Origin of the sequence: Sphingomonas sp. J315, assembly GCF_024666595.1 — a bacterium.
GTDB lineage: Bacteria > Pseudomonadota > Alphaproteobacteria > Sphingomonadales > Sphingomonadaceae > Sphingomonas.
Map to the genome: position 1 here is coordinate 2,798,157 of NZ_CP088296.1, position 20,864 is coordinate 2,819,020.

16 protein-coding genes, 1 tRNA gene and 3 pseudogenes are annotated in these 20,864 nt (G+C 66.0%); 11 read left to right on the forward strand and 9 right to left on the reverse strand.

The genetic code is table 11. The annotated features are described in order from the left end of the window. Positions 1 to 11: 11 nt before the first annotated feature. The 4 genes and pseudogenes from LRS08_RS14230 to LRS08_RS14245 form a co-directional block, all read right to left on the reverse strand. Entirely contained in the window at positions 12 to 1,196 is a 1,185-nt protein-coding gene (locus LRS08_RS14230; RefSeq protein WP_257843069.1) for an acyl-CoA dehydrogenase family protein, read from the reverse strand. Then, a complete protein-coding gene (locus LRS08_RS14235) occupies positions 1,193 to 2,551 on the reverse strand; it encodes an amidase family protein (protein ID WP_257843068.1) in 1,359 nt (452 codons plus the stop codon). Before LRS08_RS14235 ends, LRS08_RS14230 begins: the two co-directional genes overlap by 4 nt. Continuing rightward, positions 2,544 to 4,571, reverse strand: coding sequence for a 3-hydroxyacyl-CoA dehydrogenase NAD-binding domain-containing protein (locus LRS08_RS14240; protein ID WP_257843067.1), 2,028 nt, complete (start codon positions 4,569 to 4,571; stop codon positions 2,544 to 2,546). Before LRS08_RS14240 ends, LRS08_RS14235 begins: the two co-directional genes overlap by 8 nt. 28 nt (positions 4,572 to 4,599) lie before the next feature. Further along, a pseudogene (locus LRS08_RS14245) lies at positions 4,600 to 5,830 on the reverse strand (serine hydrolase domain-containing protein). A 195-nt stretch (positions 5,831 to 6,025) separates the two neighbouring features. On the opposite strand from LRS08_RS14245, the gene LRS08_RS14250 reads away from it, so the two are divergent. Then, positions 6,026 to 7,729, forward strand: coding sequence for a class I adenylate-forming enzyme family protein (locus tag LRS08_RS14250; RefSeq protein ID WP_257845412.1), 1,704 nt, complete (start codon positions 6,026 to 6,028; stop codon positions 7,727 to 7,729). A 61-nt stretch (positions 7,730 to 7,790) separates the two neighbouring features. Next, positions 7,791 to 8,738, forward strand: a complete 948-nt coding sequence (locus LRS08_RS14255) for a DUF4253 domain-containing protein (protein ID WP_257843065.1) — start codon at positions 7,791 to 7,793, stop codon at positions 8,736 to 8,738. Positions 8,739 to 8,810: 72 nt separating this feature from the next. Here the strand turns inward: LRS08_RS14255 and LRS08_RS14260 are convergent, their stop codons facing one another. Together LRS08_RS14260 and LRS08_RS14265 are read right to left on the reverse strand one after the other, a co-directional pair. Beyond that, positions 8,811 to 10,847: a M13 family metallopeptidase gene (locus LRS08_RS14260; RefSeq protein WP_257843064.1), complete on the reverse strand. Its 2,037-nt coding sequence runs from the start codon at positions 10,845 to 10,847 to the stop codon at positions 8,811 to 8,813. An 86-nt stretch (positions 10,848 to 10,933) separates the two neighbouring features. Continuing rightward, positions 10,934 to 12,394 carry a glycerol kinase gene (locus LRS08_RS14265; protein WP_260480863.1) on the reverse strand — a complete coding sequence of 487 codons (1,461 nt, stop codon included), beginning with the start codon at positions 12,392 to 12,394 and terminating at the stop codon, positions 10,934 to 10,936. Between the two features lie 144 nt (positions 12,395 to 12,538). Here LRS08_RS14265 and LRS08_RS14270 point away from each other — a divergent pair. Both LRS08_RS14270 and LRS08_RS14275 read left to right on the forward strand, forming a co-directional pair. Continuing rightward, positions 12,539 to 13,724 (forward strand): annotated as a pseudogene (locus LRS08_RS14270) (AI-2E family transporter). 44 nt (positions 13,725 to 13,768) lie between these two features. Then, a tRNA-Asp gene (locus LRS08_RS14275) sits at positions 13,769 to 13,845 on the forward strand. Between the two features lie 22 nt (positions 13,846 to 13,867). Here LRS08_RS14275 and LRS08_RS14280 read toward each other — a convergent pair. Next, a complete protein-coding gene (locus LRS08_RS14280) occupies positions 13,868 to 14,233 on the reverse strand; it encodes a DoxX family protein (protein WP_257843062.1) in 366 nt (121 codons plus the stop codon). A 61-nt stretch (positions 14,234 to 14,294) separates the two neighbouring features. After that, a complete protein-coding gene (locus LRS08_RS14285) occupies positions 14,295 to 14,777 on the reverse strand; it encodes an Lrp/AsnC family transcriptional regulator (RefSeq protein WP_257843059.1) in 483 nt (160 codons plus the stop codon). Between the two features lie 117 nt (positions 14,778 to 14,894). Between LRS08_RS14285 and LRS08_RS14290 the strand changes: the two genes are divergently transcribed. The 4 genes and pseudogenes from LRS08_RS14290 to LRS08_RS14305 all read left to right on the forward strand — a co-directional run bounded on the left by LRS08_RS14290 (position 14,895) and on the right by LRS08_RS14305 (position 17,618). After that, a complete protein-coding gene (locus LRS08_RS14290; RefSeq protein WP_257843054.1) occupies positions 14,895 to 16,010 on the forward strand; it encodes a S41 family peptidase in 1,116 nt (371 codons plus the stop codon). Between the two features lie 112 nt (positions 16,011 to 16,122). Further along, a complete protein-coding gene (locus LRS08_RS14295; RefSeq protein WP_066660091.1) occupies positions 16,123 to 16,362 on the forward strand; it encodes a DUF2312 domain-containing protein in 240 nt (79 codons plus the stop codon). Between the two features lie 30 nt (positions 16,363 to 16,392). Next, on the forward strand, positions 16,393 to 16,719 hold the full coding sequence (locus tag LRS08_RS14300; protein ID WP_257843052.1) for a heavy metal-binding domain-containing protein: 327 nt from the start codon (positions 16,393 to 16,395) through the stop codon (positions 16,717 to 16,719). Between the two features lie 154 nt (positions 16,720 to 16,873). Beyond that, positions 16,874 to 17,618 (forward strand): annotated as a pseudogene (locus LRS08_RS14305) (YebC/PmpR family DNA-binding transcriptional regulator). 38 nt (positions 17,619 to 17,656) lie between these two features. Here the strand turns inward: LRS08_RS14305 and LRS08_RS14310 are convergent. After that, on the reverse strand, positions 17,657 to 18,172 hold the full coding sequence (locus tag LRS08_RS14310) for a hypothetical protein (RefSeq protein ID WP_257843049.1): 516 nt from the start codon (positions 18,170 to 18,172) through the stop codon (positions 17,657 to 17,659). 163 nt (positions 18,173 to 18,335) lie between these two features. Between LRS08_RS14310 and ruvC the strand changes: the two genes are divergently transcribed. The 3 genes from ruvC to LRS08_RS14325 all read left to right on the forward strand — a co-directional run bounded on the left by ruvC (position 18,336) and on the right by LRS08_RS14325 (position 20,845). After that, on the forward strand, positions 18,336 to 18,833 hold the full coding sequence (gene ruvC, locus LRS08_RS14315; RefSeq protein ID WP_257843047.1) for a crossover junction endodeoxyribonuclease RuvC: 498 nt from the start codon (positions 18,336 to 18,338) through the stop codon (positions 18,831 to 18,833). Between the two features lie 45 nt (positions 18,834 to 18,878). After that, a complete protein-coding gene (gene ruvA / locus LRS08_RS14320; RefSeq protein ID WP_257843042.1) occupies positions 18,879 to 19,478 on the forward strand; it encodes a Holliday junction branch migration protein RuvA in 600 nt (199 codons plus the stop codon). A 131-nt stretch (positions 19,479 to 19,609) separates the two neighbouring features. Then, the gene (locus LRS08_RS14325; protein WP_257843040.1) at positions 19,610 to 20,845 is read left to right on the forward strand and encodes an endo-1,4-beta-xylanase; all 1,236 of its coding nucleotides are present in this window, start codon (positions 19,610 to 19,612) and stop codon (positions 20,843 to 20,845) included. Positions 20,846 to 20,864: the final 19 nt, after the last annotated feature.

The window sequence follows — 20,864 nt, forward strand, 5'->3', positions numbered from 1 at the left end:
GTGACGGCAAGCTAGGACGGCAGCTCCAAAATCCGCTTGGCGATGATGTTGAGCTGGACCTCGCTGGTCCCGCCCTCGATCGAGTTCGCCTTGGTGCGAAGCCAGGCGCGCGGTTTGGCGCCGCCGTTCGAGCGTTCGCTTTCCCATTCCAGCGTGTCGGACCCGCCGCTCGCCATGATCAACTCGTGGCGGTCCTTGTTCAGCTCGGTCCCGTAGTATTTCATCATCGACGGCTGGGCGGGGTGGGTGCGCCCCGCCTTGAGCTCGTCGAGGAAGCGTTCGGACATCGCCGTGAACGCCTTGGACCGCACCTCGAACAGTGCCAGCTGCGCGCGCAGGATCGGATCGGCGAGGCGGCCCTGCGCGTCGAGCCCGACCGTCGCGATCGCGCCCTCGATCAGCGGATTGCCGCCGGGCGAGGCGAGGCCCATGCCGGAGATCATCTCACGCTCATGGCCGAGCAGATATTTGGCGACGTCCCAGCCCTTGTTCTCTTCGTGGACGCGGTTCTTCTTTGGCACGCGGACATTGTCGAAAAAGGTTTCGCAGAAGGGCGAGTAACCGCTGATCAGCAGGATCGGCTTTGTGGACACGCCCGGTGAGTCCATGTCGAACAAGAGGAAGCTGATCCCGCCCTGCTTGCTCTCCTTGCTGGTGCGGACGAGGCAGAAGATCCAGTCGGCCTTGTCGGCATAGCTGGTCCACACCTTCTGGCCGTTGACGATGTAATCGTCGCCATCGGAGATCGCGCTGGTAGCGAGGCCGGCGAGGTCGCTGCCCGCATTCGGCTCCGAATAGCCCTGGCACCAGCGGATCTCGCCGCGCGCGATCTTGGGCAGGTGTTCGAGCTTCTGCTCCTCGGTGCCGTACTTCAGCAGCGCCGGGCCGAGCATCGAGATGCCGAAGCTGTTCAGCGGATTGCGGCATTTGAGCGCCGCCATCTCCTCGCGCAGGATCTTGGCCTCAGCCGCCGACAGGCCGCCGCCGCCATATTCCCTGGGCCAGTCGGGCACTGTCCAGCCGCGTTCGGCCATCCGATCCATGTAGAGTTTCTGGTCGGGATTCTTGCTGTAGTCGGCCTTGCGCCCGCCCCAATTGGCGTCGCCCTCGCCGCGCATCGGCTGGCGCATCGACGCGGGGACATTGGCCTCCAGCCAGGCGCGGGTTTCGGCGCGGAATTGATCGAGATCGGTCATGGCTTGTCCTCGTCCAGCAGAGCGGCGATGCGGCGCGCGGTCGCAATCGCAAGATGGTCGTGATTGAGGTCGGTCAGCACCTGCACCCCGGTCGGCAGGCCGTTGGCGGTCCCGACCGGGAAGGTGGTGGCAGGCAGACCCGGATAGGTGGCGAGCCCCGCCCAGGCGAGGTGCGCGTCATAGCCGCTCTCCACGCCGTCGATGTCGAGCGTGCGTTCGGCCTGTGGCCGGGGGTCATGCGGAAAGGCCTGGGTTGCGGCGGGCGGCGCGATCACCGCGTCGACATCTGGGAATAGTGCGGCCCAGTCCCGGGTGTTGCGCGCCTGTGCGTCGAGCATCGAAAGATACGGGAGCAGGCGCGGCAGCGTGTCGTGCAGCGTCGGGTCGGACCGCGCGAACACCGTGCCGAGCAGCGCGGTATAGGCGTCATGCTGCGCCATCAGGTCGGGCAGGGCAGGGTGGATGCGGATGACTTCGACCCCATCGCGCGTCAGAGCCTCCGCCGCGCGCTCGACCCCGTCGACCACTGCCGCAGCAGTCGCGGTCGCCGGGTGCGCGGTCAGCACCAGCACGCGCCGGGCGGGTGCCGCCGCGCGCGGCAAGGGCAGGTCGGCGAGCAGGTCGAGCAGCAGCCGCAGGTCGCCGCCATCGCGTGCCATCGGCCCGATCACGCCCAGCACCGCCTCCGCTCCATCGCTGCCGGGGAAACGGTGGCCATAGCCGTTCAGCGCGCCATAGCTCGGCTTGTGCCCCCAGATGCCGCAGAAATGCGACGGGACCCGGATCGACCCGCCAATGTCGCTGCCCAGCTCGATCGGCACATAGCCCGCGGCCAGCGCCGCCGCCGCGCCGCCCGAGCTGCCGCCGCACGTGCGGCTAGGGTCGTGCGGGTTGCTGGTGCGGCCATAGATTGAATTGACGCTCTGCCAGTCGCCCAGCGCCTTGGGCACATTGGTCTTGCCGAGAATGATCGCGCCCGCCGCCTTGAGCCGCTGCACCGCGACCGCGTCCGAGGTCGCGATGTTGCCAGCCGCGTGGCCAAAGCCCCAGCTGGTCGGGAGCCCCGCGACGTCGAACGCCTCCTTGACCGTCATCGGCACGCCCAGCAGCGGGCGGCGCTCGTCGCGCGCCACCGCCGCATCGGCCGCGTCCGCCGCCACCAGCGCCCGGTCGAAATCGCGCACCACCACCGCGTTGATCGCACCGTCCCCGGCCTCGATCCGCGCGATGGCGGCCTCGCATTGCGCACGCGCGCTGGTCTCGCCTGCTGCAATCGCGGCGGCGATGTCGCGTGCGGACGCTCCGGCCCAGCGGTCGGTTTCCCGCGCCAGTGCCGGAGCGCCGGATTCAGCCATTGAAGCGTTCGCCCTTCTCGGCCTTGTCCTTGAGCAGCTGCGCGACCTTGAAGCCGTGCTTCTCCAGCCCCGCGACGATGGTCTTGAGGCCGACCGTGTCCGCCCAGAACATCGGGCCGCCGCGATAGACCGGCCAGCCATAGCCGTAGATCCACACGACATCGATGTCCGACGCGCGCTGCGCCATCCCTTCCTGCAGGATCAGCGCGCCTTCATTGACCATCGTGTACAGCGTGCGCTCGATGATCTCCTCATCGGTCACGTCGTGCTGGACTGCGCCGGTCTTCTTGCGGAAATCCTCGATAATCTCGGCGACACGCGGGCTGGGCGAGGGGTTGCGCTTGTCGTCATAGTCATAGAAACCGGCCTGCTTCTTCTGGCCCCAGCGCCCTTCGGCGGCGAGCGCGTCGCGGATGCTCTCGATCCGGGTCGGGTCGCGGTGCCAGCCGATGTCGACACCGGCGAGGTCGCTCATCTGGAACGGCCCCATCGGCATGCCGAATTCGACATGGACGCGGTCGACCTGCTCGGGCGTCGCGCCTTCCATCAGCAGCTTCATCGCCTCGACCTGACGCGGCATCAGCATGCGGTTGCCGATGAAGCCGTGGCACACGCCCGCGACCACCGCGACCTTCTTGATCTTCTTGGCGACGTCCATGACCGTCGCCAGCACATCCTTGTCGGTCTTCGCGCCGCGCACGATTTCGAGCAGCTTCATGACATTGGCGGGCGAGAAGAAGTGCATGCCGACGACATCGCCGGGACGGCTGGTCGAGGCCGCGATCTCGTCGATGTTGAGATAGCTGGTGTTGGAGGCGAGGATCGCGCCCGGCTTGCAGATCGTGCTCAGCTTGCCGAAAATGTCCTTCTTGACGTCCATATTCTCATAGACCGCCTCGATCACCAGATCGCAGTCGGCGAGGTCGTCCATGCTGAGAGTCGGGGTCAGCAGGCCCATCGCCTGTTCGACCTGCTCGGGCTTGATGCGGCCACGCGCGGCGCTGCCCTCGTAATTCTTGCGCATCACGCCGGTGCCGCGGTCCAGCGCTTCCTGCTGCATCTCGACGATCGTCACCGGGATGCCGGCGGACAGGAAGTTCATCGAGATACCACCGCCCATCGTGCCGGCGCCGATCACGCCGACCTTCCTGATCGGGCGCAGCTGCGTATCTTCCGGCACGTCGTCGATCTTCGCGGCCTTGCGCTCGGCGAAGAAGATGTGGCGCATCGCGGCGCTCTGCGTGCCCATGATCAGCTTCATGAAGCCGTTGCGTTCGCGCTGAACGCCCTCGGCATAGGGCTTGTCGACCGTCTCCTCGATCACCTTGATGATCTCTTCGGGCGCATCGAAGCCGCGGAAGCGCTTGGCGTTGGTCTTGCGGAAGGCGTCGAACACGCCCGCCTCGACGGACACCGGCTTTTCGCTGGCGCGGGGCAGGGGGCGGACGTCGGCCACTTCCTTGGCATAGGCGATCGCGTCGGCGGTCAGGCTGTCCTCACCGGCGAGGCGATCGACCAGGCCTGCGGCCTGCGCGACCTTGGCCGGGACCGGATCGCCCTTGGCCGCCAGTTCGAGCGCGAATTCGACGCCCGCGACGCGCGGCAGGCGCTGCGTGCCGCCCGCGCCGGGCAGAATGCCGAGCTTCACTTCGGGCAGGCCGAACTTCGCCGAGGGCACGGCGATGCGGTAATGGCAGGCCAGCGCCACCTCACACCCGCCGCCAAGGGCCGTGCCATGGACCGCGGCGACTACCGGCTTCTCGCTTGCCTCGATCGTGTCGACCACGGTCGGCAGACCCGGCTCCTGCATCGGCTTGCCGAATTCGGTGATGTCGGCCCCGGCGAAGAAGGTGCGCCCGTCACAGCGGATCACCGCCGCCTTCAGGCTGTCGTCGCTGTTCAGCTCCTTGATCGCCGCGTCCAGCCCCTGCCGCACCGCCGCGCCCAGCGCGTTCACCGGCGGGTTGTTCGAGGTGATGACGAGGATATCGCCCTGTTTTTCGGTCGTAATCACGGACATGTCGCTCTCCAGTTGCGTGCTGCGCCGGTCAGGCCAGCGCGGAATAGATCATCGTCTTCAGCTCGCGCCGGATCGGGTAGAGCCCCGATGGCGACAGCTGGGTCATGAACACCATCGTGATCCGCTCGACCGGATCGACGAAGAAGGCGGTCGAAAACATCCCGCCCCAGTAAAACTCCCCGACGCTGCCCGGGATCATCGAGCGCGCGACGTCGATGTTCATCGCAAAGCCGAGGCCAAAGCCGGTCCCGGCACTCTGCGTCTCGCTGAACAGCGATCGCGACAGCGCCGACAGGTCCTTGCCGCCGGGCAGATGGTTCATCACCATCAGGTCAAGCGTCTTGCGCCCGATGATCCGCGCGCCGTCCAGCGTCCCGCCGTTGAGCAGCATGGTGCAGAACCGGTGATAATCGAGCGAAGTCGAGACCAACCCGCCGCCGCCCGACAACAGCGTCGGCTTGCGGCTCCACGCCGACTCCGCGCCGCGATCGTACACTACCCGGCCTTCACCGCCCTTGAACGTGTAGCAGTCGGTCAGGCGATCGACCTTGTCCTCCGGGACCATGAACCCGGTGTCGTGCATGCTGAGCGGGGCGAAGACGTGCTGTTCGAAATAGGCGTCGAGCTTCTGCCCCGACACCCGCTCGACCACCGCGCCGAGCACATCGGTCGATACCGAATAATTCCACGCCTCGCCCGGCGAAAATTCGAGCGGCAGCTTGCCCAGCGCCGCGACGAACCCGTCCAGATCGAGATGCCCGTGCCAATTCTCGATCCGCCCCTCGCGATAGGCCGCATCGACATTGCCGCGATCTCTGGAAGCCATAGGTGAGGCCCGATGTATGCCGCAGCAGGTCGATCATCCGCATCGGCTCGGCGGTCGGCTTGGTCACGAACGGCACCCCGCCGCCGCCGCCATTATAGACGCCCAGCCCCTTGAATTCGGGCAGCACGTGATGGACCGGCGTGTCGAGCGCGACGCTGCCTCCCTCGACCAGTTGCATGAACGCGATCGACGTCACCGGCTTGGTCATCGACGCGATGCGGTAGATCGAGGTTTCGTCCACCGCCGCGCCACCCTCACGCGCCGCACCCTGATGGCTGAAATGCGCGATCCGCCCGTCGCGGGCGATCAGCAGCTGGGCGTTAGGCAGCTTGCCCGAGTCGAGGTAACGCGCCTTGACGAACGCATCGATGCGGGCGAGCCGGTCGGTGTTGAAGCCGCTTTCCGTAGCGGTAGCGAAGGCGGTAGAGTCCATACCTAGAATTCGAATCCTCGTCCCGGCGTTGTCGCGTCCTTGTCGCTTCCCTATTGCGTTGAGCGGCTAATGAATCAAGAATGAAGTGTGAAGCCGGTGGGTGGAATCGCCAAACCGGACATTCAACAACGAATTTTGGAGAGACCCGCCTTGGCCCCCGAACCGCTCATCCCGCTCGACCCCTCCTGGCCGAAGATGACGCTGGCGCAAGCCCAGGCGCTGATGACCGCGCCCGGCCAGAAGCTGGAAATGGAAGAGATCGAAATTCGCGGCGTGAAGACGCGCGTCTGGAAGAATGCGCCGCCCAACCTCGCTGCCTTGCTCCACCTGTCGCGCACCCATGGCGAGCGCATCTTCACCATCCACGAAGATGAGCGAGTCAGCTTCGAGGCGAATTTCCGCGCCACCGCGCACCTCGCGACCAAGCTGCGCGAGATGGGGGTGGTGAAGGGCGACCGCGTCGCGCTGGCGATGCGCAATACGCCCGAATGGCCGGTGATCTTCTTCGCCGCGGTCAGCATCGGCGCGATTCTGGTGCCGCTCAATGCGTGGTGGACCGGCGGCGAGTTGGATTACGGGCTGCGCGATTCGGGGTCGAAGGTGTTGTTCCTCGACGGCGAACGCTTCGCCCGGCTGCAGAAGCGGTTGCCCGACCTGCCCGATCTTCAACGCACCATCGTCAGCCGCTGGGATGCCGAGCTGCCCGAAGGTGTCGACAAGCTCGAAGACCTGATCGGCGCGCCAAACGACTGGGCGGCGCTGCCCGACATCCCGCTCCCCGCCGAACCGACGCTGGAACCGGAGGACGATGCGACGATCTTCTACACAAGCGGCACTACCGGCTCGCCCAAGGGCGCGCTCGGCACGCATCGCAACCTGTGCACCAATATCATGTCGGGCGGCTATGCCGCCGCGCGCTCCTACCTGCGCCGGGGCGAGATGCCGCCCGAGCCGCAGCCCAAGGTCGGCCTGCTCGTCATCCCGCTGTTCCACGTCACCGCCTGTTCGGCGAGCCTGATGGGGACGCTGGCGGCCGGGAACACCGCCGTGTTCATGCGCAAATGGGACGTGGTCGAGGCGATGGAGATCATCCAGCGCGAGAAGGTCAACCTGACCGGCGGCGTACCGACCATCGCCTGGCAGATCCTGGAGCATCCCGACCGCCACAAATACGACCTCTCCAGCCTCGAGGCGATCGCCTATGGCGGCGCGCCCTCGGCGCCCGAGCTGGTCAAGCGCATCTTCACCGAATTCGGCGCACTGCCCGGCAATGGCTGGGGCATGACCGAGACAATGGCGACCGTCACCAGCCATTCGTCCGAGGATTATCTCAACCGCCCGACCAGCGCCGGCCCGCCCGTGCCGGTCGCCGATCTCAAGATCATGGATGCTGACGGTCAGACCGAGCTGCCCATCGGCGAGGTCGGTGAGCTGTGGGCCAAGGGGCCGATGATCGTGAAGGGATACTGGAACAAGCCCGAGGCTACCGCCGAATGCTTCCGCGACGGCTGGGTCCGCACCGGCGATCTGGCGAAGCTGGACGAGGAAGGGTTCCTCTATATCGTCGACCGCGCCAAGGACATGATCATCCGCGGCGGCGAGAATATCTACTCGTCCGAGGTCGAAGACGTGCTCTACGCCCATCCTGCCGTCACCGACTGCGCCCTGATTGGCATCCCGCACAAGACGCTGGGCGAGGAACCCGCCGCCGTGGTTCACCTTGCGCCGGGCATGGAGGCGACCGAGGCGGAGCTGCAGGCATGGGTTCGCGAGCGGCTGGCGGTGTTCAAGACCCCGGTCGCGATCCGCTTCGTCGCGGAGACGCTGCCGAGGAACGCGAACGGGAAGATCTTGAAGAAGGATCTGAAGGCGTTGTTTGTGGAGGAGGCGGCGGCTTAGCGAGTTGCGCTTGTGCTGCCGCGCCTTCGATGCCAGTCCCTCATTGTAGGTAGGGGGCGTGATGGACCGGCGATTGATCCTGGCGCGCATTGTCGCGGTTGCCGGGCTGGCGATGTCGCCGTTTCGTGCAGCGTCGGCGCAGGCTGACAAATCGTCGGAGGCGCGGATGCGCGAACATAAGGCCGCGATCGCCAAGGCGATTGCGGCGATCCCCTATCGCCGCGTCGAAACGACTGGACACGACGCGCTCAAGACCTGGGAGCGTCTCGCGGCGTCCGGCGAAGGGTGGCCGATCATCGTGGGCGGTGATGACGATCTCGCCCGTGTCGCCGAGCTATGGACGATTTTCTCCGAAACGCGCCCGGAGGATATTCTCACCCGCGCCAGCAAGATCAAGCACCCCGATGCGCTTCAGGCACTTGTTGCAGACCAGCGCAAGGATGACGCCAAGGCGACCCGCGAGATGCTGAAAAAGGGTGATGACGAGGCGCTGCCATGGATAATTGACGTCGGTCCGGACGGAAAATCCCGCCGACTGTCGCCCGCAGAGGTCCGAGCGCGCATGGCAGCGGAAGCTGAGGGAGGCGATCCCGATGTCGGTGAGTGGCCGGCCGATGCGGACGTCTTCAAGGTCAGGTTGACCGTCGCAGAAGATGGGGAGGGCAATCCCCTCGACCGCGTCCACATCCTGGTTCTACCCACGCAAGAGGCCGCCGCCGCTCCTGCCTATCTGCGGTGGGGTGATTGGAATGCCTGTCCTGCGCCCGAATATCATGTCGCGGCGCTGCGCGATTGGCACAAGCGCTATGGGGCGGTGCCGGTCGGGATGTCGGGCGATGTCATCAATGTCCGTGTGACCCGCCGCCCGGCATCGCGGGAGGAGGCGATGTCCTTGGCGCGCGAGCATTTCCTCTATTGTGAGGATATCGTCTTGCAGGGAACCGACACCTTTGCGCCGCTTGCGGCGGGGCTGATGCACAGCGATTGGTGGTTCTTCTGGTGGGACTGACGGGTTGACCCGCTAGCCTGAACGAAAAGGGCCGGTCCGAACCGGCCCTTCTGCCTCAAAAGGCGACTCGCCTCACCAAATCTTCACCCGCTGCTCCGGCGGCAGGTACAGCGCGTCGCCGGGCTTCACGTTGAACGCCACATACCAGGCATCGACATTCCGGACGATCCCGTTGACGCGATACTTGGCCGGGCTGTGCGGCGCGGTCAGCAGGCGGGCGCGCTCTGCATCCTCGCGAAGCTTGGTCTGCCATGCCTGACCATAGGACAGGAAAAAGCGCTGATCGCCGGTCAGGCCATCGATCACCGGTGCCGTGCCGTGCTTGGCCTGGTAGCGCTGATACGCGCCATAGGCCATTTCGATTCCGCCCAGATCGCCGATATTCTCACCCAGCTTCAGCTTGCCGTTGATCTTCATCCCCGGCACCGGCTCATATTGGTTGTACTGCTCGACCAGCACCGCGGTGCGCTTGGCGAAGGCGGCCTTGGCTTCGGGTGTCCACCAGTTGGCGAACTTGCCGTCCGGGCCGAACTGGCTGCCCTGATCATCAAACCCGTGACCGATCTCGTGCCCGATGATCGCGCCGATCGCGCCATAGTTGACCGCCGGATCGGCCTTGGGATCGAAATAGGGGGCCTGAAGGATCGCGGCGGGGAAGGTGATCTGGTTGGACAGCGGGCTGTAGTATGCGTTCACCGTCTGCGGCGTCATCGACCACAATGAGCGATCGACCGGCTTGCCCAGTTGCGACAGCTGATAGTTGAAGCCCCATTGCTGCGCGCGGATCATATTGCCGAGCAGGTCGCCGCGACTGACCTTATAGGCCGAATAATCGATCCACTTGACCGGATGGCCGACGCGCGGATCGAACGCGGCGAGCTTCGCCAGCGCCTTTTCCTTGGTCGCCGCGTCCATCCATTCGTTCGCCTTGAGCCGTTCCTCGAGGCTGGCGCGCAGGTCGACGATCAGCTCGTTCATCTTGGCCGAGCTTTCTGGCGGATAATGGCGCGCGACATAGATTTCGCCGACCGCTTCGCCCAGCGCGCCGTTGACCAGCTGAATCCCGCGCTTCCACCGCTCGCGCTTCTGCGGGGTGCCCGACAATGTCTTCTGGTAGAAGTTGAACGACGCATCGTCGAATGCCTTGGGGAGATAGGGCGCATTGGACGAGATGAAGTGGAAGGTCATCCAGTCCTGCCACGTCGAAACCGGGGTCTCGCCGAACATCTTGCCCAGCGCGGTCAGCGCGGTGTCGTTGCCCATGATCATCTTGGGCAGCGATTCGAGGCCAGCCGTCTTCATCATCCCGGCCCAGTCGAATTCGGGGGCGAGCTTGGCCATGCCCGCACGGTCCATCGGCTTGTTCAGCGCCATGATGTTGCGGTTTTGCTCGGGCGTCCAATGCACCTTGGCCATCGCCGTTTCGAACGCGACGATGCGGTCGGCCTTGGCAGCGGCATCGGCGACGCCTGCCAGCGTCATGACCTGTTCGACATAGGCGCGATAGGCCGCGCGGAACCCGTCATATTTTTCGCCCTCGAGCAGATAGTAATCGCGCGCCATGCCGAGCGATCCCTGTCCGGCAAAGGCGGTAAACTGGGTCGGGTTGGCGAGATCCGGAATGATGCCCATCGAAACCGGGCTGGCGTATCCGGGCGTCGCGAACAGCGTCTGCAGCTTGGCACGGTCATTGGCCGCCGCGATCTGCGCCAGGTAGGGCTTCAATGGCGCGGTGCCGCGCGCCTCGATCCCCGCTTCGTCCATCCAGCTGGCATAGAGGTCGCCGATCTGCTTGCCCTTCGCCCCGAACTGACCGGGATTTTTGGACATATCGTCCAGGATCGCGCGGACTGCGACCTCGGCCTCGTCGGTCAGCTTGACGGCATAGCCCGCCGACGACCGGTCGGCCGCGATCTCGACCGACTTGGCCCAGCCGCCATTGACATAGGACCAGAAGTCATCGCCCGGCTTGACGCTCTTGTCCTGCCCGGTCAGCTCAAGCCCGACGGTGCCGTAACGCGGCCCGCTTGCGCTCTGCGACAGGGCGGGGCCGGTATGCGCGAGCGCGGCGACGCCCAGCGTTAGGCGCGCGAAAACACTGATCTTCATACGAAAAATTCCCCCAGGACTCGGTGGTGTATTGCGCGACGATAACGGTTGACGGGAGGGGGCGCAATGCTGCCAGGGGCGTGAGGTCAGTTCACCACCCTCGCCACAGCCTTCTTCCACCCGCCAAGCCGCGCCTCCCGCGCGCCGATGTCCATCGCCGGTTCGAACATCTCGACCCGCCCGCGCATCGCTGCAGCCTCCTCCAGCCCGGCGAACATCCCGCACCCGACACCCGCCAGCATCGCCGCGCCCAGTGCGGTCGTTTCGGTGAATCGCGGCCGCTCGACGGTCACGCCCAGCACATCGGCCAGGTCCTGCGCGATCCAGTCGTTGGCGACCATTCCCCCGTCGATGCGCAGCCGCGACCAGTCGCAGCCATCGGCGGCGAAGGCGGTTTTCAGGTCATGGCTCTGGTGGGCCATCGCCTCCAGCGCCGCGCGCACGACATGCGCCTTGCCGCTGGCGAGGCTGAGCCCGCTGATTGCCCCGCGCGCCTCCGGCTCCCACCAGGGTGCGCCCAGCCCCGACAGCGCGGGGACGAAGTACACCCCGCCATTGTCGGCAACGCTGCGCGCCAGCGCCTCGGTCTCTGCCGCATCGGTGATCAGCCCCAGCGAATCGCGCAGCCATTTGACCACGCTCCCCGCAACGAACACCGATCCCTCGATCGCATAGCTGCGCTTGCCGCCGAGCTGGCACAGCACGGTCGACAGCAGCCGGTGGCGCGATGTCGGCTGGCGTTCGCCGGCATTGGTCAGCACGAACGCGCCGGTGCCATAGGTCGCCTTGGTATCACCCGGTGCCAGGCACGCCTGCCCGATCGTCGCCGCCTGTTGATCTCCTGCGAGCCCGCAGATCGGGATGCGCCCGCCGAACAGGGTGGTCGATCCGAACCGCCCGGCGCAATCGACGATCTCGGGCAGCGCCAGCCGCGGGCAATCGAACAGGTCGAGCAGCCCGTCGCTCCACCCACCGCTGCCCAGCCCCATCAACAAGGTGCGCGAGGCGTTGGTCGCGTCGGTGACGTGCAACCCGCCGGTCAGCTTCCACACCAGCCAGCTCTCGACCGTCCCGACCGCCAGCCGGTCGCCCGCTTCGCGCAATTGCGGCCAGTTCGCCATCGCCCACGCGATCTTGGTCCCGCTGAAATAGGGGTCGAGCAGCAATCCGGTGCGTGCCTGCACCCCGGGTTCCTCGCCGCGCTCCTTGAGCGCGCGGCACAGGTCGGCGCTGCGCCGGTCCTGCCACACGATGGCGGGGGCGAGCGGCGCGCCGGTCTCCTTGTCCCAGAAGACGATCGTCTCGCGCTGGTTGGTGATGCCGATGGCGGCAATGGCGTCCGCCCCGCCCGCGCGCTCGACCATGGTCATCGCGCAATTGGCCGATTCGGCCCAGATCTGGTCCGGGTCGTGCTCGACCCAGCCGGGCCGGGGGTAAAACTGGCCCAGCGGCACCGCGATGCTGTCGATACAGCGGCCGTCGGGGGCGAACAGCATCGCGCGGGTCGAGGTCGTCCCCTCGTCGATGACCAGCAAAATCTCTCCCATTCGGACAGGTTAGCCGGGATTACATCGCGCGCAAATCGCGCTAGGATTCACAGAGAGGTGAAGCAGGTGGACGAAGGGTTCGGTAGCGATCGGCGGGATACAGGGGAGGACGATCCTTCCGAATCACCGTCGCATTTCGTCGCGATGGTTCCGCCGGCGGAGCAGGAGAGCGAGGCCGAGAATCGCCGCGACCGGCTGCTCGCCGGGCTGACGCTGATGGCCGGCATCGGCCTGGTCCTTGCCATCCCCTTTGCACTCAAGGCCGGATCACCCTTCTTCCTTCCGCTTACCGCTGCGATTGTCATCGCGATCGCGTTGGTCCCGATCCTGGAGTGGCTGGAGCGGCATCGCGTGCCTGCGCCGCTGGCCGCGCTGATCTGTCTGTTGCTGTTCCTGACCGCCGCGAACGCCGCGCTTGCGTCGATCGTCGTTCCCGCCTGGGGCTGGCTGTCGATCCTTCCGGAGCGGATCGACAATATCCAGTCGAACGTGAAGCCGCTGATCGATTTCTATTCGAATTTCGAAAATTTCGTGAACCGGACGATCCAGGACCTCGCCCAGTCGCGCCCGATTCAGCCGGCCGAGACCGCGGCACAGGCCCCGCCGCGCTCACTGCTCGAACTCGCGGCGACCAGCGCGCCGACCGCCTTCATCGAAATGTTCTTCGCGGTGCTTGTCATCTATTTCTTCCTGTCGGGCTGGACCCGGCTGCGGCGCAACGCGATCACCAGCCGTACCAGCTTTGGCGGGGCGATGGCGACCGCGCGGGTGATCCAGGACGTGGTCGACGATACCTCGGCCTATCTCGGCACGATCACGATGATCAACGTGACGCTGGGGCTCACCGTTGCGGGGGGCGCTGTGGCTGATCGGCATGCCCACACCGATGATGTGGGGCGGCATCGTCGCGCTGCTCAACTACATCCCCTATCTCGGCCCGATCTTCGCCGCTGCCTTCCTTGCCGTGGGTGGGTTGATGACATTTCAGGACGTGTGGACTGCGCTGTTGCCCGCCGCGATCATGATCGGGCTGCACACGATCGAGGCGAATGTCATCACCCCGCTGGTGGTCGGGCGGCGGCTGACGATCAACCCGATCATGATCCTGATTTCATTGAGCTTCTGGGGTTGGGTCTGGGGCACGCCCGGCGCGCTGCTGGCGGTGCCGCTGCTCATCATCATCCAGACCGTGCTGAACGCCGCAGGCAAGCCCGATATCGCCGGATTCCTGTTCGAACACGGCACGCTGGTGGCGCGCGGCAACCCCGCCGCACCGCGTCCGCAATTTACGCGCGAAACCGGTGTTGACAGCCCCGACCCGCCCGTCTAGGTGCCGCGCTCTCGCAAGGGACTGCGCTTCGGCGCGGGGGCCGAGCGGGTGTAGCTCAGTTGGTTAGAGCGCCGGCCTGTCACGCCGGAGGTCGCGGGTTCGAGCCCCGTCACTCGCGCCACCCCTCACGGGTGGCCCATTCTTCAAAATCGCCGATCCAGCGCGTATCTGCCCGCACCAATCGTCGCGAACATCAGCCCGAACAGCACCAGTGCCGTCGCCGGAAACGCGCCGCGCACGCCCAGCGCCAGATCGACCATCACCAAGGCGACGATGAAGTTGATCGCGCAGACGATCCCTGCCCAGCGAGTCGCGAGGCCCAGCACGAAGCACACACCCACCGCCAGCTGTGCATAGACCGAGAGCGGCGCCATCACTTCCGGCATCACGAACCCGTGCGCGCGCAGGAATTCGGCGAATTCCGCCATCCGTTCGGCGCTCAGGACATTGTCCCACACCCCCCAGATCAGGAAGGACCCAATCACCAGTCGGGCCGTCAGCAGCGCCAAATCCGTTCCCTCCGCCAGTCGCGGCAGTGAAACGATGTCCCGATCCATATCCGTCCTCCCCCTAATCTCCATCCCCCGGCATCAGCATCACCGCAGCGCTCTGTTTGTGAACGCGCTTGATGAAGCTCGTCTCATAGCGTCGCACCGCCGGGTCGTTCTGAAACAGCCGTTCGGCCAGCGCATTGTAATCGGCCATGTCGCGCGCGCAGACCAGCACCGCCAGATCGTCCGCACCCGCAACATCAAGAATCATCTGCACCGAGTCCTCGGCGGCGAGCGATGCCCGCAGCGCCGCGATTCCGCGCTCCTCGGCATGTTCATGCACCTGCACCCGCACCAGCGCCCGCAGCCGCCGCTCGGTGAGCTTCGGCGCGAGCATCGCGACATCCGCCGCGATAAAGCCATCGGCACGCAGCCGCCGCACCCGCCGCGTCACTGCGGAGGCCGACAGCGGCACGTGGCGCGCCAGCTCCTCCGCCGTCGCCAGCGAATCGGCCTGAAGCAGGTTGAGCAACTGGATGTCGAAGGCGTCGAGCTTGCTCATGTCCGGCGCGAAGCCCCTCCCGAATGACGATTTTCGGCACATAGCGCGCTGAGTTCGACTGCAAAAGGCGTGTTAGTCAAGTATAACACCATGCGACACCCGCTTTGGAGAGACTGGATGCGCAAGGAAGTGATCGCGGCGATAACACTGGCAGCAATGGCCCCTTTGGCGATGGCGCAAAGCGAGGCACCCGCACCCGCGCCCGCCGCCGCCTATGACGCCGCCGCCGCCAAGGCGGCGATCGCCACGCTGGCGGACGAGCTGGAGAAGAACTTCGTCTTCCCCGACACCGCCAAGCGCTACGCCGCGGCGCTGCGTACCAAGCTTGCGGCGGGCGGCTATGACGGGCTGACCGACGGCTATACCCTCGCTGGAGTGGTAACCGCCGATCTTCAGGCGATCGCGCCCGACGGGCATCTCGCGATGTTCGCGCCTGGCGGACCCCAGTCGCAGCGCGTCGGCCAGCCCTCGACCCAGCAGCAGATCGGCAACGCCCCGCTGCCCCCGCCCGCGATGGAGCAGGCCGGGATGATCGCGCCGGGCATCGCCTATGCCCGCTTCAACGGCTTTTTCGGCGAGCCGGACGTGCTCAAGGCCTTCACCGCCTTTCTCGACCGGCATGCCGGAGCCAAGACGCTGATCATCGACGCGCGCACGCATCGCGGCGGCGGGCTGGACGAAATGGACGTCCTGTTTCCGCGCATCTTCGACAAGGCCCAGGCGGTGATGGTGATGGATACGCGCGCTTCCTTCGCCGAACAGGGCGGGCCGCTGCCGTTCCGCTCGCTGGTCAAGGTCGATGCGCCGGCGGAGCTGGCGCGGGTCGAACATCGCGTTACCCCGGCCAGCCCGGCAAGTCCGTGGGCGAAGACCAAGATCTATTATCTCACCTCGCCGCGCACCGCCTCTGCCGCCGAACATCTCGCTTCGGTGTTCAAGGGGACGAAGCGCGCGACGCTGATCGGCGCGACTACCGCAGGGGCGGGCCATTATGGCGGCACCGCGCCGCTCGGCGGCGGCTATTCGGCGTTCATTCCGGTTGGCCGCAGCTATTTCCCCGGCGGCGACGGCTGGGAACAGGTCGGGATCACGCCCGACATCGCGGTCGCCCCCGAACGTGCGCTCCACGAAGCGCTGGTGCGCGAGGGCGTACCCGCCGCGCAGGCCGAGACGCTGTCCGCGTCGCACATGCCCAAGGGACCGATGGAGCGCCGCAAGTCCGGCAAGCGCTGAACCTTTGCCCGCAAGCGGGGCGGCGGCGCTATCCACAGCGCGTGTTCGCCGCCCCCTTGCACCCCCGGTCACAGCCGCTAAACGCCCCCGTTCACCTTATATGGAGCGGGACATGAGCGACTCGATTTCGGCCGAGCAGCTGCGCCTTCTGATCGAGCGGATCGAGCGGCTGGAAGAAGAAAAGAAGGGCATCAGCGACGACATCAAGGATGTCTATGGCGAGGCCAAGGCGACCGGGTTCGACGCCAAGATCATGCGCACCATCATCCGCCTGCGGAAGATGGAGAAGCACCAGCTCGACGAGCAGGACGCGCTGCTGGAAACCTATCGCGCCGCGCTGGGGATGCAGTAGGCTTGCGCCTCCAACGCACGGAGGCTCAAGATGATTCTGACGACGACCAGCACCGTCGATGGCCACGGCGTCACGCGTTACCACGGCATCGTGACCGCCGAGGTCATCATTGGCGCCAACATTTTTCGCGACCTGTTTGCGGGCATCCGCGACATCGTCGGCGGTCGATCGGGTAGCTATGAGCGTCCGCTCAAGGAGGCGCGCAAGACCGCGCTCGACGAACTGCAGGACGAGGCTCGCGCGCTGGGTGCCAACGGCGTGATCGGTATCGATTTCGATTACGAAGTGATCGGCCAGAACGGCTCGATGCTGATGGTTTCTGCCTCGGGCACGGCGGTGACGCTGAGCGGGGCGTGAGATACCAGTGCTCCTGCGAAGGCAGGAGTCCGGAGCCACGCGCGGCGTCTCTCGAAACGCTGGGCACCTGCCTGCGCAGGAGCACGGCTAGGCATTGCGCCCACCCGCGCCTCTCGCCTAGAGACGCCGCCACAATCTTCCACAGAGACACCCCATGGCAGGCCATTCCAAGTTCAAGAATATCATGCACCGCAAGGGCGCGCAGGATAAGAAGCGCTCGGGCATGTTCAGCAAGCTCAGCCGCGAAATCACCGTCGCGGCCAAGATGGGCCTGCCCGATCCCGACATGAACCCGCGCCTGCGCGCAGCGGTGAATGCGGCCAAGGCGCAGTCGATGCCCAAGGACAATATCCAGCGCGCGATTGACAAGGCCAGCAAGGGCGACGGCGAGAATTACGAGGAAATCCGCTATGAGGGCTTCGGCCCCGGCGGCGTCAGCCTGATCATCGAGGCACTGTCCGACAACCGCAACCGTACCGCCACCAATGTCCGCACTGCGGTGTCCAAGAATGGCGGCAATCTCGGCGCGTCCGGATCGGTCAGCCACGCCTTCGACCGGGTCGGCCTGATCACCTATCCGGCCAGCGTCGGCGACGCCGAGAAGGTGTTCGAGGCGGCGCTGGAGGCCGGCGCCGAGGACGTGACGTCGAGCGAGGACGGCCACGAAATCTGGACCAGCAACGCCGATTTGCACGAAGTCGCCAAGGCGCTGGAGCCGGTGCTGGGCGAGGCCGAGGGGGGCCAAGCTCGCCTGGAAGCCGCAGACCATGGTCGAGGTCGACGAAGCCGATGCCGCGACGCTATTCAAGCTGATCGACGCGCTCGACGACGATGACGACGTTCAGACCGTCTGGGGCAATTACGAAGTCTCGGACGCGGTGATGGCCAAGCTGGGGTGAAGTTCCATTCCTCCCCCCTTGCGGGGGAGGATCAATTTCTAAGCCGCCCGGTCGTCCGCGGTATCCTTGCCCAGCAGCGCCCGCACGCGCCATGCGTCGGCGGCCCAGTTGGTCCCCTGTGAAAACGATACCGACGCGATACGCGGCGCATCCTCGAGCAGCGGGAACAACTCGCGCTCCTCGCGGTCCATCCGGTCTTCCAGCTCGGCGGTGCGCAGCCGGACCGCGACCGCATAGGCGCGCCAGTCGCGCACCACCACATCGGGCGGGAAGCGCTTGGTATGCGCCGCGAACCGCTCATAATCGACCGCGGTCGATTTATCGAAGCGTTCGGCGATTTCACGTGCCACCGGGTCGGCGTGGAGCCGCAGCCGCGGGTAGATCATCCGGTCCTTGAGCGTCAGCGTCCGCAGCAGCGTCCGGGTAAAGCGCCAGCGCGCATCGTTCAGCACTTCGACGCCCGGCGAATCGAACTGCCTGGCAATCGTCGCCATCTCCACGTTGCACTCACGCAGGCGGCGATGTTCGGCAAAAAACTGATCGAGATTGGACACGGTGCAAACCCGCTTTCATGCTCCGAAACTGAAACCGGTCGCGCGGGGAATCGCACATCCGGGGAAGGCTGGTGCCGTCCTCAGGACTATCTTAGGGGAAGTTTATGAGTTCAGGTCGCGCCATAGATAATCCTACCTACCGTTCACGAAACAACCGCGACCAATGAGCCAGTCACAGGTGATCCTCGGCCTCGATCCCGGCCTTGGTACGACCGGCTGGGGGCTGATCCGCGCCGAGGGCAACCGCCTCAGCCACATTGCCAATGGCCAGCTCAAGACCGATGCAAAGGCACCGCTCGCGCGCCGTCTCGCGCATCTCGACGCGATGCTCGCCGCGCTGATCGCCGACCACGCCCCGGATGGTGCGGCGGTCGAGGAGGTGTTCGTCAACTCCAACCCGCAATCGACGCTCAAGCTCGCCCATGCGCGCGGCGTCGCGATCGCCGCCGTCGCGCGCGCGGGACTCGATGTCGGCGAATATGCCGCGCGGCTGGTCAAGAAGGCCGTGGTCGGCACCGGCACCGCCGAGAAGGTTCAGGTCCATGCGATGATCGGCCGTCTGCTTCCAGGTGCAAAGATCGCCGGCCCCGACGCCGCCGATGCGCTCGCGGTCGCGATCTGCCACGCGCACCATCTGGCGTCGGCGCGCCGGATTCCCTGACCTTTTCGCTTTGCGCACCTAACCCGTTCCGCTTATGTCCCGTCCATGATCGCGCATCTCAACGGCCATCTCGCCGCCACCGGCATCGACCATGCGGTGATCGACGTGAACGGCATCGGCTATCTGGTCGGCGTGTCGGCAAGGACGCTCGCGGCGCTCGGCGCGGTCGGCGAGTTCGTCACCGTCCACACCGAGATGCTGGTGTCCGAGGATTCGATCCGCCTGATGGGCTTTGCCAGCGCGGAGGAGCGCGACTGGTTCCGCCTGCTCACCGGGGTGCAGGGGGTGGGGGCGAAGGTCGCTCTCGCGATCCTCTCGATCCTGTCGCCCGCAGAGGTCCAGACCGCCATCGCCCGCGCCGACGCCGCGATGGTGGCGCGCGCCAATGGCGTTGGCCCGAAACTGGCGCAGCGCATCGTCAACGAGCTGAAGGACAAGGCTGGCGGCGTGGCGGTTGGTGGCGGCGGGGCAGGGGCGGCGGCTCCGGCCAGCGGCGCGGCGAACGACGCGGTGTCGGCGCTGCTCAACCTCGGCTTCAAGCCCGCCGAGGCGAGCAATGCGGTGAATGCTGCGAGCGATGAGCTGGGGCCGGGCGCGACGCTCGACGCGCTGGTACGGCTGGCGCTGCGCAAGGCGGCGAAGTGAACTCGCGCTGACGGATAAAGATAGCGCTACCAGATTCCCGTTGCGCTTCATTCTGATAGCGCTACCATCTTTTCGCCGGGCGCGAGTCCGGTCCTGCGAGCCCCCAACGGGCCGCCAGAAGGAGAGAGAGGATGCGGTCCCTGACGCGACGGGAAACCCTTGCCCTTGCCGGTGCGCTGGGCGTTTCGGCATGTAGCGGGGGAGGGCCGGGCACCGGCACCATTTCCACCCCGTCTCCGACGCCGACACCCGCCCCGCCGGTTACCCCAAGCCCGACGCCAACACCGACGCCAACTCCCACCACGACCCTCGCCGCCGCCGCTGCGGCGAAGCGGATGCGCTTCGGCTCCACCTTCAACTGGGCCGCGCCCGGTGCCGATGCCGGGTCGTTTAACAACCCGTCTTATGCCGCACTGCTCGAACGCGACTGCCAGGTGCTCGTCCCCGAGAACGAGATGAAGTGGGAGTATCAGTCGAGCGCGGAGAATGTGTACGACTGGACCCGCGCCGACCAGATGCTGGCTTACGCCGAGTCAAAGGGCATGGAGATGCGCGGCCATTGTTTCCTGTGGTATATTCAGGAGCGCTTCCCCGCCTGGCTGCGCAGCTATCCGATGGGTGCGGACCCGCGCGCCACCGCCGAGCGGCTGGTGCGCACGCATGTCCAGAACACCGCGCGCCATTTCGGCAACCGGATCAAGAGCTGGGACGTGATCAACGAGGCGGTCGATCCCGCGACCGGCAATGTCCGCACAAACATCCTCCACAATGCGGTGGGCGGCGACACCTCGATCCTCGACCTCGCCTTCCGCACCGCGCGCGCCGAGCTGCCGACGGCGGAGCTGGTCTATAATGACTATATGGACTGGGGCTCGACCACGCACCGCAACGGTGTGCTGGCGCTGCTTCAGGGCTTTCGCACGCGCGGCGTGCCGGTCGATGCGCTGGGGATCCAGTCGCATATCGGATTCTACTCCAGCGGCACGGCGCAGGACATCGCCAATGCCCAGATCCCGGCGATGCGATCCTTCCTCGATGCGGTCGTGGCATTGGGGTACAAGCTGATCATCACCGAATTCGACGTCAACGACCGCAACCGCACTGGCACGGTGGCGCAGCGGGACGAGGATGTCGCGGTGTACGGCCGCGCCTGGCTCGACCTGTTGTTCAGCTACCCCCAGCTCAAGGACGTGCTCGTCTGGGGCATGAACGACAAATATAGCTGGCTGCAGAATTTCGGCACCCCGCGCCCCGACGGCCAGCCGCTGCGTCCCTGTCCCTATGACGCCAGCGCGCAGCCGAAGCGGTTCTACACCGCGATAGGGGAAGCGTTTGCCGCAACGACCGCGCGTCCTGCACCGACCTGACGGGGAGGGGGATTGGCTT